Here is a 16,540-nt window from a genome sequence, read left to right as displayed (position 1 = left end):
TCATAAAGAGGTGAACTATTATGCAGAAGACTTCCATCTGCCCAAAATATGAATTTGCAGCGGAGCTGCTCGGCAAAAAATGGACGGGCCTATTAATCCTTGTGCTTCTTCAGGGACCACTCCGCTTCAAAGATATAAAAAGAGAGATTCCGGATATGAGCGACCGGCTGATTACCGAACGGCTAAAAGAGCTTGAAGAAAAAGGGATTGTCGAACGCAGCGTATTTCCGGAAAAGCCTGTGCGCGTCCAGTATCAGCTGACGAGTAAGGGTAAGGATCTCGAACCGGTCATTAATGCCATCCAGGACTGGGCTGAGGCCTGGGTTTAATAAAAAGCAGGTACTTTTCATGCAGGAAAAGCCTGCTTTTTTCGTGATTTAAACACAAAAAAGCGCCTGCCTTCAAGCAGCCGCTTTTCCCTGATTCTTTATTTTTCCAAAAACATCTGCGTCCAGTATTGACCGTATTCTCCGCCTTCTTCATAGCCGATCGCAATATGCGTGAAGTCCGGATTGAGGATGTTATCACGGTGACCCGGGGAATCCATCCAAGCATCAACAACGTCCTGCGGCGTATCCTGCCCGGCTGCAATGTTTTCACCTGCGCCCTCATAGCTTACGCCGAATTCCTGCATCATTTCAAAAGGACTGCCGTAGGTCGGACTTTCATGGGCAAAATAATCATTCTCAATCATGTCCTGGGACTTCGCATCTGCTACGCTTTGCAGGGAGCTGTCCGCTTCCACCGGTGCAAGTCCATTTTCTGCCCGAACTTCATTCGTCAGACGAACAACTTCCTGTTCAAATTCGGACTCGCTCTGGGAAGAAACTGCATCTGAAGTTTCAGCGGAACTGCTTTCTGAAGAAGAGTCACTTTCACTTCCCGGAATAGCAATACTCTGGCCTACATTAATCACATCAGGATTTTCAATGCTGCTGTTTTCTTCCATAAGTGCATCAACGCTTACACCGTGATCTTCAGCAATCGTATATAAAGTATCTCCTGACTCTACGGTGTATGTATCCTGCCCCAAAGCAGTTAAAGGGAAAATAAGTGTTGCTGACAGAGCACCGACAACTGCTGTTCTTTTAAATCTCATCTCATTCACCTCTTATAAAAGATAGATAACTAAATATATAAATGATAACGTTATATTAAAATTTTACCATTAATTTCTTGAAAATAAACATTTCAAAGGAATTTTACAAATTTTTGCGGCTATTGTACTATATTTTACATTAATTAAATCTAAAACTTTCCTTATCAAAATAATTACTATGGTACTCTACCCTCCTTGTTGTTGCCGAAAACTAAGATTATCTATTAAGATAGGAAGAGTGCTTACGAACGCGGGCAGATTATCAGCAAATTTAAACGAAGGATGGATATAACGAATGGCTACATGGAAAAACGAAATCGAATCCCGAAAGACGTTTGCCATTATTTCGCACCCGGACGCCGGTAAAACGACCTTAACGGAAAAGCTTCTGTACTTTGGGGGCGCTATCCGTGAAGCCGGAAGCGTTAAAGGCAAGAAAAACCAGCGTCATGCTACAAGTGACTGGATGGAAATTGAGAAGCAGCGCGGGATCTCTGTCACAAGTTCTGTAATGGAGTTTAATTATCAAGGGCACCGCATCAATATTCTCGACACTCCCGGCCACGAAGACTTCAGTGAAGATACGTACCGTACGCTGACCGCGGCCGATTCGGCAACCATGCTTATTGACGCAGCCAAAGGGGTCGAGGCACAAACCAAAAAGCTCTTCAAAGTCTGCAGCATGAGAGGCATTCCTATCTTCACATTTATTAATAAGCTGGACCGCCAGGGGCGGGACCCGTTCGAGCTGATGGAAGAAATGGAAGACATTTTAGGTATCCGTTCATACCCGGTCAACTGGCCGATTGGTATGGGCCAGGACTTTCACGGCATATACGACCGCCATGCCAAAAAAGTAGAATGGTTTAACCCGGATTCCCCGTCCCAGACGGAAGTCGTTTACGTAAACGGCACCGACGATCCTAAGCTGAAGGAACGTATCGATCCACAGCTCCTCGCTGCCTTTCAGGAGGAAATTGAACTTCTCGATGTAGCCGGGGATGCGTATGATGAAGAACGCATCAAAAGCGGCGAGCTCACTCCCGTCTTTTTCGGGAGCGCAGTTTCGAACTTTGGGGTGCAGAATTTCCTGGAATATTTCATGGAATGGGCGCCGGCTCCTGTCGGAAGGGAAAGCGATCAGGGATTTGTTTCCCCGCTCAGTGACAATTTCTCCGGGTTTATTTTCAAGATTCAGGCGAACATGAATCCAAAACACCGGGACCGGATCGCCTTTATGAGAATTACTTCAGGCAAATATTCTCCAGGTATGCAGGTCAATCATGTCCGTATCGGCAAAAACATGAAGCTTCACCAGCCAACACAGTTTCTTGCCAAGGACCGCAGTATTGTCCAGGAGGCATACGCCGGCGATATTATCGGCCTGTACGATCCGGGGACCTTCCGAATCGGCGACACGCTTGCAGAATCAGGCACATTTTCTTTTGAAGAAATGCCACACTTTTCTCCTGAACACTTTGCTGCCATTTCTGTTAAAGATGCAATGAAGCACAAATCATTTGAAAAAGGACTGCAGCAGTTAACCGAAGAAGGCGCCATCCAGCTGTTTAAAACGTATCAGCGGGTGCCGGAGCAGCAGATTGTCGGCGTTGTCGGCGTGCTTCAGTTTGAAGTACTCGAGCACCGGCTGAATAATGAATATAACGCCCATATTAAAATGGAAAATCTTCCATTGTCAGTCGCCAGGTGGATCGATGGACCAGCAGAGGCAATGAACACCTTTACCAGAAAACAAAAGAATTTGGCTCTCGACCGGAATGGCCGGCTAGTTGCCCTATTTGAAAATGAGTTCCAGTTAAACATGGCCAAAGACAAATATCCTGATATTTCCTTCCACGAAAACTCTTATTTCGTTTCCAGCCAGACGACGTAAAAAGATAGCAAAAACGGACTGCCTTTCCATCAAGAGGCAGTCCGTTTTTTTGCGTTATACAAAGAATTTTTATTTCATGTCTTCACCCGGATTTTTACGCTTTTCTTGATGTCCAGCTCCAGAAGCCAGTGGCGGCAGGTCTCTTCAGCTCTTTTTGCCAAGTGAAAGAACCACTTGGCAAAAGAGCTTCCAGATCCCGCGCCACTACCCGGCTTCTTACGCTTTTCTTGATGGCTGTAGTTCTTTGATGAATTTTTTGTCGATCCGGTGCTTGATTTTAAACGGTGCTTTGCCAGCACGGGTTTTGTCACCGTAAATCATCAGCCCCTGCTTACTTCCAAGATTTAAAATTGCCATATAATTTTTTTGTGGCGAATACTTGGTCAGCTTTTTGCCTTTCAGAGAACGCTTGATGTTTTCAAGAAGCACAGGAGCTTCTTTGACAGCTGAGATTCCGTTTTTCGGAATGTCTTCATGTCCCGCGATGGTAACGCAGTCGCCCACTCCGAATATTTGCGGATACGCTACTGACTGCAGGTGTTCGTTTACGAGCAGATACCCTTCGCTATCGACCGGCAGTCGGGAGGCTTCAAACCAGGCTGGTGCTTTCGGGCCGGTCATCCACAGTAGGTCTTCATACGGAAAGGAGAGCGAATCCGTTTCCACCGTTCGGTCTGTCACCCGGTGCACTTGTTCGTTTTCAAAGTATTCAATCCCTCTTTTATCAAGAAGATCGTACACCTTCTGACGCGTTTCATCTGTGTCCTCCGAAAGCAGCTTACTCCCGGAAATAATTTTCACCGGAGACAGGAACTTGTTTTTACTTCTCCATGCCTGCGCGGTAAATGCCATCTCGATTCCAGCATAACCACCACCGACAACAACCGGATGATGACTTGTGCGGACACTCTCTATTGCTTCAGAGAAGTTTTCGTTGGCTTTTAAAATTTCCGCATGCTTTTGCACATGTGGAATTTCAAGACCTTTCGGCTGGGCGCCAATATCTACGGATAAATAGTCAAAATGCATAACTTTACCTGCATTGGTGAGAACAATATTCTGCTCTGGATCAATGGAAGTAACCTTGGCTGAAACAAACGTGCCGCCGTTTTCATTACAGAACGACCGAAGCGGAACACGAATATCTTCGATGGCGTAGCGTCCTTCCATATAGCCTGAATACATACCTGAATAATACTGGTACTGTCCCGGGGAAATAAGAATCCACTCTACGTTTTTTTTCTTTTTCTTCCATTCTTTTATTACGGAAAGATTGGTGTGGCCTGCTCCGACGAATATTACTCGTTTAGTCACTATATTTCCTCCTCTGTCTCTTCAATTACCGAAACCATGCTACATACTTTTTAAGTACCTTGTTGACGGGGCTGTTAAACAAAGCCTCCCGCCAGTATTCATCCGCTGCTTTTTTCACGATGTCCCCGTGAGCCGGATACGGATACACGACACTTGAAAATGACCGCAGCTTCTTCTTCCACGTTTTTGCTGCAGTGACCTGCTGCATCCAGTCAGCCGCATGGCGTCCGACAGCATGAGCCCCAATAATGTTTCCTTTTTGGTCGGTAATAATTTTTACTAAAGGAACCGGGTCCCCTTCAGCCAGAAAACGGTCCACCTGTTTTCCTTCGATGCGGTAAATACGGGCATCTACGCCTTCAAGCTGTTTCGCTTCTTCCTCAGTGACGCCCAGATGAAAAATTTCCGGCTCAGTATAATACGCCCAGGGAAGCGCATTATAATTAATTTTCCGGCGCAGCCCGAAAACAGCGTTGGAAACCACAGTCTGCCCTTCCATACCGGCCGCATGTGTAAACATATATCCTCCGCTTGCGTCACCAACAGCGTAGATATGCGGCACAGACGTCTGCATTGTATTCGAGACGTCGATGCTCCTATCTTTCTTTACCCTCACACCTGCTTTTTCTAATCCTATGTTATTTGTGTTCGGCACACGTCCTGCCGCAAGCAAAAGCGCATCCGCTTCAATTTTCTGTTCGGCCGCTCCTTCTGTGACAGCATAAACGCGCCCATTTTCTTCTTCGAGTCTTACCACCCGGGTGTTGGGAATAAAATGGATTTCCTTTTCTAATTCTTTCTGCGCCCGTGCAGCAATTTCCTTTTCCTCTTTTGAGAAAATCCGATCCCCCGAATCTACCGCCGTCACAGAAGAGCCGATTCGTGCAAGCGTTTGGGCAAGCTCCATACCTACCGGGCCGCTTCCGACACACACCAGCTTTTCCGGCAGCTTCTCAGCCTCGAAAATTGTTTCATTCGTGTAGTAAGGCAGAAGCTCCAGATTTTCAATTGGAGGCACATTCGGACTCGAGCCGGTGGCAATGACGATTCTTTTTCCTCCAATGACACTTCCATCTTCAAGATATAAATGATGGGAATCCATAAATTCACCGCGCCGCATGTACACATCAATCCCGAGCGCTTCGAACTCGCTTATGTCATCAAGCTCCTGCACCTCAGCGACAGCGTCCCGCACTCTTTTTTTCACTTGTTCAAAATTGGCATTTCCATCCAGCTGAAGACCAAATTCTTCCGCTGCCCTTCTTGCGTTCTGGATTTCCCGTCCGACAGTCACAAATGCTTTCGAAGGTATGCAGCCGGCATGCAGGCATTCGCCTCCAAGATTTTCCCGGTCATCGACCAGAGCGGTCTTCATGCCAAACTGCGCTGCTCCCGACGCGACGGTCAGTCCGCCGGACCCGCCCCCAAGTACTATTAAATCGTAATCAATCTGCGGCATTCTCATCCTGCTCCTTTAATAATCGTTTTGCTTCCAGCAGCCTCTGCAGGCCGGTAAATGTTTCGACAAATAAAAATAAAGCAGTGGAATACAATAAAAAAGCTGGAAAAAGCATCATTAGGGAAAACAAAATAAATCCTTCGGTCCGCTCAGCGAGCCCCGCCTGATAGTAAAACGATTTGACTCCGCTTCGTTCCGACATATTTCCCACTGTTAAAAACACGGTAATCGAAAACAATATGGAGACACTTAACAGAAGAAGCAGCCACATTAAATCCGGATACCGGAAGGCAAGTCCAAGCAGAACGCTCGCTTCCACAAGACGATCAAACGTAATATCAAGCACCGTCCCAAACGCAGAAGGCCTGGTTTTTCTCGCCATTGCCCCGTCTACGGTGTCTAAAAACCCTGATATCCAAAGACAGATAAAGGCTGCCCATGCAGCGTCAAAATAAATGAGCGGCCCTGTAAGCACGCCGATTCCAAATGCCAGAACCGTTACCTGGTTGGCGGTCCAACTCCGGTTCAGAAACCAATCGGCTGTTTTGTCTATAACCGGGTCTGCCCATTTCCGGGCGTGTGTATCAATCATTGCAGTTCCCCATTTATGTTATTTATATTATTTTCATACCCTTTTTTCCGTAAAATGACAACCACGATCAAAAGAGCGGCAAAAACGCTGACAGCGCTCAATATATATCTCCATTCCCCGGTTAACAGCCCCGACCCCAAAAAGCTGTAGCCGACTGCCCCCGGCAGCAGTCCAATAACAGTCGCTGCTGTATAGGAGGACAGGCGCACCCGGGACAGCCCGCATACGTAGCTGACAAGGTCAAAATTCAGGACGGGCAGAAGCCTCATCAAAAGCGTGCCCCGAAAGCCTTCCGCTTCGAGCTTCCTCCGCCACACTTCCATCCGCCCTTTAATTTTTGGCCGAAACAATTCTTTCCCGAGAAGGCGTCCGAGTCCGTAGGCTAGCAGGGCCCCGGTGGTCCCGCCAATCATAATGTATATCACGCCTGCAGCCGGACCGAAGGCGAGACCGCCGGCAAGCGACATGATCGAAGCTGGAAATAAAATAAGCGGCCGGAGCATACAGGCTGCTATGTAATAACTGGAGCCCATACGCCGAGTAATAGAATTTCATCCCGTACTGCCTGTGGCGAGAACCGGAATACTTCGGCGTTCAGCCAGGCAATGGTCACGACAGCTGTCAAAAAAACCACATATTTTATAATGCTTTTAATACTCATACGCTGCCCCCTTTTTAAATCCAGGTTATAAATGTTTTTCCCTGAAACGGTTCATTCACAGCAAGGGTAACGGACTGGACTCCCCCAACTTCATAAAATGTCTGAATCCACAGGCCGTACTGTTTTTTTACAGGTCCTGCTTCAGCTGCGACATAACCCTTTCCCGCCTCCTTTGTGACCCGCAAAGCTTCGGCCGGGACAAAGCCTTTCTCCGGAAACCACCATCCATCTGCTAGCAGAGAAGCAGTCTCTTGTCGCTCCGGCGCACTCATCAGTTTGTCTCTATTACCTGTTTCTATAACTTCTCCGCCGGCCATCACACTGACACTCTCTCCCATATCGAATGCCTCCTCGCGGTCATGCGTAACAAACATTGAGGTGATGTTTTCCTGCTCCAGTATTCCTTTCACCCAGTGGCGCATTGTTTTACGTAAAGAGGCGTCCAGACTCGAAAACGGCTCATCAAGCAGTAATACTTTCGGTGTTGCAGCTATCGCCCGTGCAAGAGCTGCACGCTGCTGCTGGCCTCCGGAGCATTGATACGGATACAGTGCCCCGAGCTCCCCTATCTCCATTTTTTCGAGCAGCTGCCTTCCGGCTTTCGTGCGTTCTTTTCTAGTTATTCGTTTCATCTTCAAACCGTACGTAACGTTTTGCAGAATCGTTAAATGTGGAAAAAGCAGCGGCTGCTGAAACATTAACACGACAGGACGCTTCTCCGCGGGACTTTCGTTTACACTTGCCCCGTCAATCATCACCGTACCGCCTGAAAACGTATCAATACCCGCAATACAGCGTAAAAGTGTTGATTTTCCCGTGCCGGATTTACCGACCAGGCTTCGGTTTTCCCCCTCTTTAAGCTCGAGGTTTATGTTCCGGAGCACCTGATTGTCCTGATAGACCTTGCTTCCGTTCTGAACTGACACATACGACATATTTCCCTACCCCTACCACGATTTTAAAATTTTCGTACTTATTCTGAGTACTCCGTCAGCAGCAAGCGCAGCCGCCGCTGGCAGGGCGGCTGTCATTAATGAAAAGGCACTGACTGCTGACGGCGGCGCACTGTTTGTATACGGATAATACAATACCGCCATGGTCGTAACCGTTCCTCCTCCTATAATAACAGTCAGGGCAAATTGGCTGACAGAAATTACGACGGCGAAAAAGACAGCTGTGCGCACAGAAGCAGTCATCTGGGGAAGCTCAATCAGCAAAAACCTGGCGGCTGCCCCGCCACCGAGGCTTCGCGATTGTTCATACTGACTTCTTCCTATCCGCTCGTAGCCGGCACGAATGATACGAATCGTGTATGGAAGTGTCGGAAGCAGATGAAAAAAAGCGACCCCGTACCATGTATTTGCGGTACCACTTTGCAGAGCAAAAATGTGCAGACCGACAGCAAGGGCGGTAATCGGAAGAAGCACAGGGACTAAAAGCATGGCATCTATCAGTTCTTTCCCCCTGAATTCCCGGACAACAAGCGCTTTGGCTGCCGGAATGCCGATCACAAGGTTCAGAGCCGCCACGCAGAGGGCAATAAGAATCGTCTGTCCCCAGGCCTCGGCAAGCAGCGGGTCGCCAAATGGCACTCCCCAGCCGTCGAGCGTCCAGGCCGTCGGCCAAACCTCCCCAAACGGCCATTCCGAAGCGAAGCTTTGCACCATGAGCGCAAGCAAAGGGACTGCAAAGCAAAGTGCAAAAGCGGCTGCTGCTGCTTTTCTTTTCATGCTACTCCCCCCTCCATATCCGTATACGCAGCCGGCGAGTATACCACATCAGAAGTGCGCTGAGAGTAATGAATATCACGCCGATCCAGGCCGATACCGCGTAGGCATAGGGACGCTCCTCCCAGTTTCCGCCGCTGTACCATTCAAAAATAGTAACACCAATCATTTCCGGACGGGTTGCCCCTATCAGCCCCGGCACTTCAAAGGCACCGAAAACAAACGCAAACAGGATTACTCCTGTTTCCAGGGTTACTGCTTTTAAATAAGGCCATTCCGCGTCTTTAAATTGACGGAACGACCCACCGCCAAGCGTCGCCACTGCATGTTTTACCGAATTGTTCATCTCAAGGTATACCGGTGCTGTCATCAGCACCACGAAAGGCACCTCTTTCCATACGTAGGATAAAATAATACCGATGCCGCCAGTATCATTTGTCAGGATAGGGAACTCTGTTCTATTGTCGATCCAGCCCATCTGCTGCGTCAGAGAGGCTGCCCATCCGCTTTGCGAAAAAAACCAGATGACAAGATAAGCCCCCACAAAATGGGGTACAGCCATTGGGACCCAGAACAGCGAACCAGCTCCGGCACTCCGCTTTTTACCAAACAATAATTTAGATGCGATCACTCCGATCCCTAAAGAAAGCACGGTGGAAACGGCCGTCACTCCAAAACTGAAGCTGAGGCTTTCCCAAAAAGCAGGCAGCGAAGCTATCTCATTAAGGATGACTAACGGACTTCCTTCTGCGCCCAGCCGCGTCCACAGTACTGCGACCGCGTAAAATGAAAGCCCTGCCGTAACGAGAAGAGCCGGCAAAAGCATAACTGTCATGCTTTTACCTTTGAACAATTTCATTTTCCCACCGGTCTTCGGTCCACTCTACATAGCCCGCATCCATTTCCGGCTGATAGGCGTTGTTCAGCACTTCCGTATCCAGCACGGAATCCCCGCGGTCCTGTTCAATAAACTTCTGGCGCATCTCCCCGGAGAGCGTATCCAGATCAAGAACGGTGCTGTCCCCCCACATTGACGGCGCCTGTTTCTGCAGCTGGGCTTCCGGAGACACCAGGTAATTAATCGCAGCCATCGCTCCCGGTACATTAGTGCTGTTAAAAGGTATAGACAGATAATGGGTGTTCCCTATCGAATTGTTATCAAATACAAACGTGTCTGTTGTTTCCGGAAACGTGCCGTCCTGGATCAGGCTTTCCGCCCGAGCTTCATTGTAGCCCATGGTCATAGACACTTCGCCGTCCCGGTACAGCCGGTCCAGCTGGCTGAGCGACGATGGATATGTCTCTCCGTTTCTCCATAAATCCGGCTCCATTTCCCGCAGGGTCTCCCACATACTGCCGCTTTGCTCATCGATCCATTCTTCATCATAGCCCTGTTCAATAACCTGTTCGGCTTCGACATTGTTATAAATAAAATGACGCAGAAACGCGTTACCGGTAAAATCGGTCGCTTCCGGATACGTAAACTCTCCCGGATTCTCCTTCACCCATGCAGCCAGCTCTTCAATACTGTCCGGAGGCGTCTCAACCTTTTCCGTATCATACATAAAGGTAAACTGTACCGACCCCCACGGCACTTCCATCCCTTCAACCGGCGTACCGAAATCATACGCGTTTGTATCGGCCTCCATATCAATATGATTTTCAACGTTAGGGAGAGCGTCTGCAAAGGAACCGTATAAAAGCTCATTTTCCTTTGCGTTGCGGAAATTCTCCCCGTTCAGCCAGACGATATCCATCGTCCCTTCTTCCGTACCCGCTTCTTTTTCAGAATAAAGATTTTGCAGCGCATCTTCGGTTTCAATTGGATTCCGGTTCAGCGTAATGTCATACTGCTCCTCCAGACGCGGGGCCACCCATTCATCTATGTATTCGTTGGTTCCCTGGTCCCCGCCCCACATATGTAATTCCACGGTCGTTCCAGCGGCTTCTTCCTCAATATCCTCCCACTCCTCTTCCTCCCAGGACGTCCCGCCTTCCTCTGAATCTCCGGAGCATCCTGCAGCGATAAGCATCGTTCCCGTGGCTGCGATTATTTTCCAATTCATCTGCTTCAATTTCTCCCTTCATTTGTGCTTATTCCATGCTTTTTCTTTTCCCTTTTATCAGTATCTCATACATACCATGTTTATCGCCTGCACACAAAAAGACTGCCCTCTGCAGGACAGCCTTTTTAAAAATAAATACTACGCTTCTTCGCGGCGACGTTTCGTTACAGCAATCCCTGCAAGAATGAGCGCCATGCTGCCGGCAGCAATTCCCCATGGGCTCACATTCTGCTCTGAGCCGCCAAGGCCGGTCTGAGGCATTTCTTCCGGCATTGCTTCGTCAGAAGAGCTTTCTTCAAAATTCTCCGGATACTGAGCTACAATGGCGCCGGAAAGACCTTCACTCACGCCGAACATATGGCCGTAAGCTTCGCGTGTATCTTCATAGGCACTGTCGTACTCTCCCATTGTATAGCTGTCAAAAGCGCCGATCAGCTGATCCACGTGCATGCCGAGACCTTCAGAAAGTCCTTCTGCTTCCAGCTCACCTTCGGTAGCCCCTGCCAGAAATTCAGAGAACTCTGTCTGATAGTTTCCGAGGTTGTCGAGCGCTTCCTGCTTTGCTTCCTCGTCTTCTGCACCTGTCGCTTCCACGTAATCAACAAAGTAGCCGATGTGCTCGCTCCACATTTCTTCAAACTGTTCTCCTGCTTCTTCCCCGTACACGGAAGCAATTGTATCAGAGAGCTCCTGTGTATTCTGATTCAGGATTCCTGCCGCTGCCCCAAAATCCTCTGCTCCGGCTCCACCCTTCTGCATCGTCGTTACAGCGAGTGCTGCGTGTTCTGAAAGCAGGAAGTTCAGGTCCGAACGAAGATCAACCGCCGGGGTGTCCGGGGTGGTGTTGTCATACTCTTCCGGGAACTGGGCGGCAATAGCACCTGATAAGCCTTCGCTGACTCCGTACATGTGCTCAATGGCATCGCTTGACATGCTGTAGGCCTGGTCGTAATCGCCTGCAACGTAGCTGTCAAAAGCGCCGATCAGCTGATCCACGTGCATGCCGAGACCTTCTGCAGCTGCATCGGCTTCAAGTCCGCCTTCAGTAGCACTGTCAAGAAACTCTGAAAACTCTGTCTGATAGTTTCCGAGGTTGTCGAGCGCTTCCTGCTTTGCTTCCTCGTCTTCTGCACCTGTCGCTTCCACGTAATCAACAAAGTAGCCGATGTGCTCGCTCCACATTTCTTCAAACTGTGCACCTGCTTCTTCTCCGTAAACGGATGTGATAGTGCTTGTGAGATCCTGTGTATTTGCTTCTAATGCCGCGGCGGATTCTTCAAAATCATCTGCTCCGTCCGCCCCCTTCTGCATCGTCGTTACTGCCAGATAGGCGTGCTCTGAAAGATAGTGGTCCAGCTGGGCCCGGAGGTCCCCGGCCGGCGTGGCTACAGAAGCCATCATTTCCTCTGACATTTCCATATCGTCGTGGCTGTCATGACTGTCGGCTGAAGCGACTCCCGGTGCTGCCGGGATAATAACGGCGGCAGATAACGGCAGGGCTATGAAGGTACGTTTCCAGTTGATGTACATGAATGAATCCCCCTTATATTTGGTTTCAGTCAGCTAACGAAACAAATATACAGTTGGATCATATTTTGTGAATTTTTTGTTAATTTTCATTTGATATAATCTCCCATGACCCCCGGTATGAAAGCAATTTCATATAAAAAAAGAACCGGAAATTTTTTCCGGTCCTTTCGCAGCTTTAGGAAAACGGAGCTTCGAGCACTACTTCACCTTCAGGTGCTTCATTATCCGGCTCTGGTTCTCTCGTAATCGCTACGGCGTTCCAATCTTCGTTCACTGCATCCGATGGGAAGACAAGCGAACCGCTTCCGTCTTCATTGGTTGTAAATGATCCGGCCGGAACCATCTGGTTACCGTCACCAACCATCCATACCTGATAGACTTCACTATTATTGAGATTTTCGAGTCCTTCTACGTGTACAGCCATTTCTCCCTGCTGCTCTGTATTAAGAAGCGTAACCGTTCCGCTCCCCTGGGAGTTTTCTGTAGCGGCAAACTCCTGGGACGCAATCACTTCGCCCGTTTCCTGCGAAGAATCTTCAAGCTCGGAAAGAGCCGTTTGCATTTCTCCAAGGTCTCCGGCGAGTTCTTCGCGTTCTTCAGCTGCCTGCTGCCACTGCGTGCCAAGGTAAACGTTCGTGCCTATGGAAGCAAGCAGTACAGCGGCCAGTGCGCCTGCTACAGCGCTCCATTTTCTTTTTGGTTTTGCCGCCGTGATTTTCTCTTCCGGCTCTCTTCCGACGACATGCTCCATAACCCGGTTTTTCATACCGGCCGGCGGGTCCTGCGGTTCGATATGCTGGGGAAGCTCTCCCATAATCGCCTGCATTTCCTCAAGCTCCTGTCTCGTCTCCTCGTCCGTTTCGAGCCAGGCTTCAAACTCCCGCTCTTCTTCTGTGGTCAAAAGACCATTTATATAATCAAACAACCAGTCTTGTTTATTACTCGCCATAATCAACCCTCCGTTCCCTGGAGAGGTGTTCTTTTAATTTCTTTAGGGCTAGCCTTATGCGGCCCTTAACAGTACCGAGCGGTATATCGCAGGACTCTGCAATCTTACGCTGGGAAAGCCCCTGAAAATAAAACAGGCGGACAATTTTTTGTTGTTCCTCTGAAAGAAGCGCGATTGCCTGTTCGAGCTCTTCGTTGCTTTCCTTCAGCTCCACCTGCTCTTCCACCCCTGTCGTTTCCTCTTTTGAATCCCTCGGATCCCATTCCACTTCCGGCTTTCTTCTCCGGATGGCATCAATCGAGGCATTGCGTGTAATCGTAAGCAGCCAGGAAGAAAGCGACCCTTTATCTTTCTGGTAGACGGCGCTTCCCTTCCCCTGCCATATTTTCATAAAAACATCCTGCATGATCTCTTCGGCTATTTGCTGATCCTTGGTCATTCGGTAGGCGAATGAATAAAGCAGCCGTTCGTAACGATCATACAGAAGTTCGAGCGCTTCTCTGTCGCGCTCGCGTATGCGCTCATACAAATCGTTATCCGATAACTTCGACATAGGTCTTCTCCTTTTTTCAAAATGCGTGGGAAAAGAGGTATGTACTCAGCTTACGCAACGTACCCCGGTATTGGATCTCTTTTCCTCGAAAAAATTTGTGTAATTCTATGGTGTATACATCTCCTTTATCTATCGTAAGCGTTTAAATCAATTCTGCCAATAAAAAAATCCCGCCCGAAAGGCGGGAATTACACCATGTAGGTAAATACATAATGAAGGAAAAAGAGAAACGAAATAGCGTACATGACCGGCGAAACGGCCCGCGGACTTCCAAGTGCCATCTTCAAAAGCGGATAGGCTATAAAGCCAAAGGCAATGCCGTCGGCAATGGAGTACGTGAGCGGAATGATTCCGATGACCAGATAGGCCGGGAACCATTCGGAGGCATCATCAAAGGAAATATGGCGGATTTCCTGCACCATCATCCCTCCAACAATAATTAAAACAGGAGCAATCGCACTTTCAGGAATAAATCCTAAGAGCGGGGTGAACAGGAGAGCCACCAAAAACAGCAGGCCGGTTACGACCGCCGTCAGCCCTGTTTTTCCTCCTTCTGCCACTCCCGCAGCACTTTCTGCAGCTGGAATTGTCGGCGACGTGCCGAGAAAGCCGCTGCCAAACGCCGTTACTGCTGCTGCCTGATAGGAACGGCCAAATTTTTCTTTACGCTCCAGCAGGCCGTGTAAGAGCCCCATACTTTCAAACACGATAATCATAGTCAGAGAAAAGACTGCTGTCCAAAACGGAATAGACGACCATGCGGAGAAGTCAGCTGCAGTAAATACCGAGGCATAGGCGCCGGTAGTTTCCGCCGTTTCTCCTGCGCTGCCGCTGCTGATCCCAAACAGTCCTGCGGCAATAGAAATAACCGCAATGCCAATAAGAAAAGCACCCTTCACTTTACGGACGACAAGCATCAGCATGATTAAAAGGCCAAAAAGCGTCAGCATCGCAGCTGGCTCTGCCAAATTGCCAAGAGCCACAAAAGTTTCCGCATCGCCCTGCACGAGCCCGCCCTTCTGCAGGCCGATAAAGGTTAAAAATACCCCGATACCGACTGTAATGCCCTGCTTGAGCGACAGCGGCACCGCTTTTGCCAGCTTTCCTGCAATCGGCGTCAACGCCGTTATTAAAAACAGCAAGCCTGAAAGAAGGACAATCGCAAGTCCCTGCTGCCATGTCCAGCCCATTCCAATCACAAGCGTATACGCGAAAAAGGCGTTCACTCCCATGCCCGGGGTCAAAATGATTGGGGCATTACCCCACAGCCCGATGAGCAGACACCCGAAGGCTGTCACGAGTGCCGTAGCGAGAAGGGCAAATTCGTACGGCATTCCTGTATCAGATAAAATAGCCGGATTAACAATTAATATATAAGCAATGGTAAAGAAGGACGTTAAGCCTGCCGTCCATTCTTTTTTTACTGTCGTCTGATGGTCCTCCAGCTGAAACAATTTTTTTAGCATCATTCATTCTCCTTTATCTTCCCGTATATGATTTTTAACCATAAAAAAGTGCCCCCGCGTGAAGGATCACGCAGAGACACGTAGTCGGGAAAATCGGCTCCCGGTAGAAACATCGGACCCAGTTCGTCCGATTATACGAGTCATTTTTGTTTGTCAGTTTTTCTTCCAATTATGGAGTATAGCTTCTTCGGACCATTTCGTCAACTATTATTAACTTCCGTTTGTCAATTCGTGTTATTCTGAATGTATAATTCGGACGCCACGGGCGTTACATAAGAGGTGACGGGAATGAATGTAGTAGCAATTGATATGGACGGCACTCTTCTCCATTCAAAAAAATATATATCTGAACAGAATGCCAAAGCATTAAAACGGATGCGGGTGGAAGGACATAAGCTCGTCATTGCAACCGGCAGGGGCATTGAAGACGTGGAGCATCTGCTCGAGGATGCCGGCCTTGAAGCTGATGGCATCGTTTCGCTGAACGGAGCCATCGTAAATCAGGGGCGCTCCGTGGTGTATGAAAACGTAATGGAAAAGGACACAGCGCTCCGCGTTGTACAGTCGCTTGAAGACTTTGGCGTTTATTTTCATGTTTACACGAACAAAGGCATGTTTTATATGCCGAAGGGCTGGCAGTATTTTATGGAGGACGCCCATGAGTTCGCAAAAGAAGAGAACGATTATGAGGATCGTATGGCAGAATTCAAGCGCAAGGAGGAATACAATACGGGGCGCTTTCATATGCACCAGCTCCGCTCCCTCGAAGAGATTGAGGGCGAAGACGTGCATATTTACAAATTTTTGATGCTTTCCCCGCTCGAGGATAAGCTTGCTGCTGTCCGAAGCGCGTGGAAAATCCGCCAGGACGTTTCCATTACGTCCTCAGGCCGGGACAACCTGGAATTTATGCACCCAAATACCGAAAAAGGAGCCGGTCTCCATCACCTGCGCATTCAGGCAGGGTGGGAGGATGCAGTTACGTTTGCGATCGGTGACAACTTTAACGACGTATCCATGTTCCGCTACGCTGATACTGCTATCGCTATGGAAAATTCCGAACAGGATGTAAAACTGCTCGCAGATGAAGAGACGAGCCATAATGATGATCACGGAGTCGCTCAGGCTGTATATGACTACGTGCTCTCTTCCACGAAACGAAAAGCAGAGCCGCGCTAAAAACATTCAATAAAAAAACCGTCTGCTGCGGCTTTTGCCACAGCAGGCGGT

Annotated in this window: 17 protein-coding genes and 1 riboswitch; of the genes, 3 read left to right on the top strand and 14 right to left on the bottom strand. The window is 48.8% G+C overall.

Translation table 11 applies throughout. From position 1 onward, the window contains the following. Positions 1-20: 20 nt before the first annotated feature. The gene (locus tag ACTRXF_RS08145) at positions 21-329 is read left to right on the top strand and encodes a winged helix-turn-helix transcriptional regulator (protein ID WP_474261408.1); all 309 of its coding nucleotides are present in this window, start codon (positions 21-23) and stop codon (positions 327-329) included. Positions 330-427: 98 nt separating this feature from the next. On the opposite strand, the gene ACTRXF_RS08140 is transcribed toward ACTRXF_RS08145, so the two are convergent. Beyond that, positions 428-1,099 carry a CAP domain-containing protein gene (locus ACTRXF_RS08140; RefSeq protein ID WP_474261409.1) on the bottom strand — a complete coding sequence of 224 codons (672 nt, stop codon included), beginning with the start codon at positions 1,097-1,099 and terminating at the stop codon, positions 428-430. Positions 1,100-1,394: 295 nt separating this feature from the next. Between ACTRXF_RS08140 and ACTRXF_RS08135 the strand changes: the two genes are divergently transcribed. Continuing rightward, positions 1,395-2,993 carry a peptide chain release factor 3 gene (locus ACTRXF_RS08135; protein ID WP_474278648.1) on the top strand — a complete coding sequence of 533 codons (1,599 nt, stop codon included), beginning with the start codon at positions 1,395-1,397 and terminating at the stop codon, positions 2,991-2,993. A gap of 216 nt (positions 2,994-3,209) precedes the next feature. Here ACTRXF_RS08135 and ACTRXF_RS08130 read toward each other — a convergent pair whose 3' ends face one another. The 13 genes from ACTRXF_RS08130 to ACTRXF_RS08070 form a co-directional block, all read right to left on the bottom strand. Further along, positions 3,210-4,307, bottom strand: a complete 1,098-nt coding sequence (locus ACTRXF_RS08130) for an NAD(P)/FAD-dependent oxidoreductase (protein WP_474278646.1) — start codon at positions 4,305-4,307, stop codon at positions 3,210-3,212. 25 nt (positions 4,308-4,332) lie between these two features. Further along, positions 4,333-5,766 carry a dihydrolipoyl dehydrogenase family protein gene (locus tag ACTRXF_RS08125; RefSeq protein ID WP_474278644.1) on the bottom strand — a complete coding sequence of 478 codons (1,434 nt, stop codon included), beginning with the start codon at positions 5,764-5,766 and terminating at the stop codon, positions 4,333-4,335. Next, complete coding sequence (locus tag ACTRXF_RS08120; protein WP_474261413.1) at positions 5,753-6,358, bottom strand: CDP-alcohol phosphatidyltransferase family protein; 606 nt, start codon at positions 6,356-6,358, stop codon at positions 5,753-5,755. The genes ACTRXF_RS08125 and ACTRXF_RS08120 overlap by 14 nt, the downstream gene beginning before the upstream one ends. Continuing rightward, complete coding sequence (locus ACTRXF_RS08115; protein WP_474278642.1) at positions 6,355-6,861, bottom strand: TVP38/TMEM64 family protein; 507 nt, start codon at positions 6,859-6,861, stop codon at positions 6,355-6,357. The genes ACTRXF_RS08120 and ACTRXF_RS08115 overlap by 4 nt, the downstream gene beginning before the upstream one ends. Positions 6,862-6,869: 8 nt before the next feature. After that, the gene (locus ACTRXF_RS08110) at positions 6,870-7,019 is read right to left on the bottom strand and encodes a hypothetical protein (RefSeq protein WP_474278640.1); all 150 of its coding nucleotides are present in this window, start codon (positions 7,017-7,019) and stop codon (positions 6,870-6,872) included. A gap of 14 nt (positions 7,020-7,033) precedes the next feature. Next, positions 7,034-7,954, bottom strand: a complete 921-nt coding sequence (locus tag ACTRXF_RS08105; RefSeq protein WP_474278638.1) for an ABC transporter ATP-binding protein — start codon at positions 7,952-7,954, stop codon at positions 7,034-7,036. Positions 7,955-7,966: 12 nt separating this feature from the next. Then, entirely contained in the window at positions 7,967-8,749 is a 783-nt protein-coding gene (locus tag ACTRXF_RS08100) for an ABC transporter permease (protein WP_474278636.1), read from the bottom strand. A 1-nt stretch (position 8,750) separates the two neighbouring features. Then, positions 8,751-9,605, bottom strand: a complete 855-nt coding sequence (locus ACTRXF_RS08095; RefSeq protein WP_474278634.1) for an ABC transporter permease subunit — start codon at positions 9,603-9,605, stop codon at positions 8,751-8,753. Then, positions 9,586-10,812 carry an ABC transporter substrate-binding protein gene (locus ACTRXF_RS08090; RefSeq protein ID WP_474278631.1) on the bottom strand — a complete coding sequence of 409 codons (1,227 nt, stop codon included), beginning with the start codon at positions 10,810-10,812 and terminating at the stop codon, positions 9,586-9,588. Before ACTRXF_RS08090 ends, ACTRXF_RS08095 begins: the two co-directional genes overlap by 20 nt. 138 nt (positions 10,813-10,950) lie before the next feature. Continuing rightward, complete coding sequence (locus ACTRXF_RS08085) at positions 10,951-12,342, bottom strand: copper amine oxidase (protein WP_474278629.1); 1,392 nt, start codon at positions 12,340-12,342, stop codon at positions 10,951-10,953. A 175-nt stretch (positions 12,343-12,517) separates the two neighbouring features. Further along, positions 12,518-13,291: an anti-sigma factor gene (locus ACTRXF_RS08080; protein WP_474261420.1), complete on the bottom strand. Its 774-nt coding sequence runs from the start codon at positions 13,289-13,291 to the stop codon at positions 12,518-12,520. Next, entirely contained in the window at positions 13,281-13,844 is a 564-nt protein-coding gene (locus ACTRXF_RS08075; RefSeq protein WP_022792578.1) for an RNA polymerase sigma factor, read from the bottom strand. Before ACTRXF_RS08075 ends, ACTRXF_RS08080 begins: the two co-directional genes overlap by 11 nt. Positions 13,845-14,032: 188 nt before the next feature. Continuing rightward, positions 14,033-15,310 (bottom strand): NCS2 family permease, encoded by a 1,278-nt coding sequence (locus ACTRXF_RS08070; RefSeq protein ID WP_474278627.1) that lies wholly within the window; start codon positions 15,308-15,310, stop codon positions 14,033-14,035. A 61-nt stretch (positions 15,311-15,371) separates the two neighbouring features. After that, positions 15,372-15,469, bottom strand: a riboswitch (purine riboswitch). A gap of 129 nt (positions 15,470-15,598) precedes the next feature. Here ACTRXF_RS08070 and ACTRXF_RS08065 point away from each other — a divergent pair. Continuing rightward, the gene (locus tag ACTRXF_RS08065) at positions 15,599-16,489 is read left to right on the top strand and encodes a Cof-type HAD-IIB family hydrolase (RefSeq protein ID WP_474278625.1); all 891 of its coding nucleotides are present in this window, start codon (positions 15,599-15,601) and stop codon (positions 16,487-16,489) included. The last annotated feature ends 51 nt before the right edge of the window (positions 16,490-16,540 follow it).

The sequence above is a fragment of the Marinococcus sp. LNHM3E3-2.2 genome, assembly GCF_056034385.1.
Note: the sequence above shows the minus strand (reverse complement) of the source record. Positions and strands in the feature narration are given on the sequence as shown.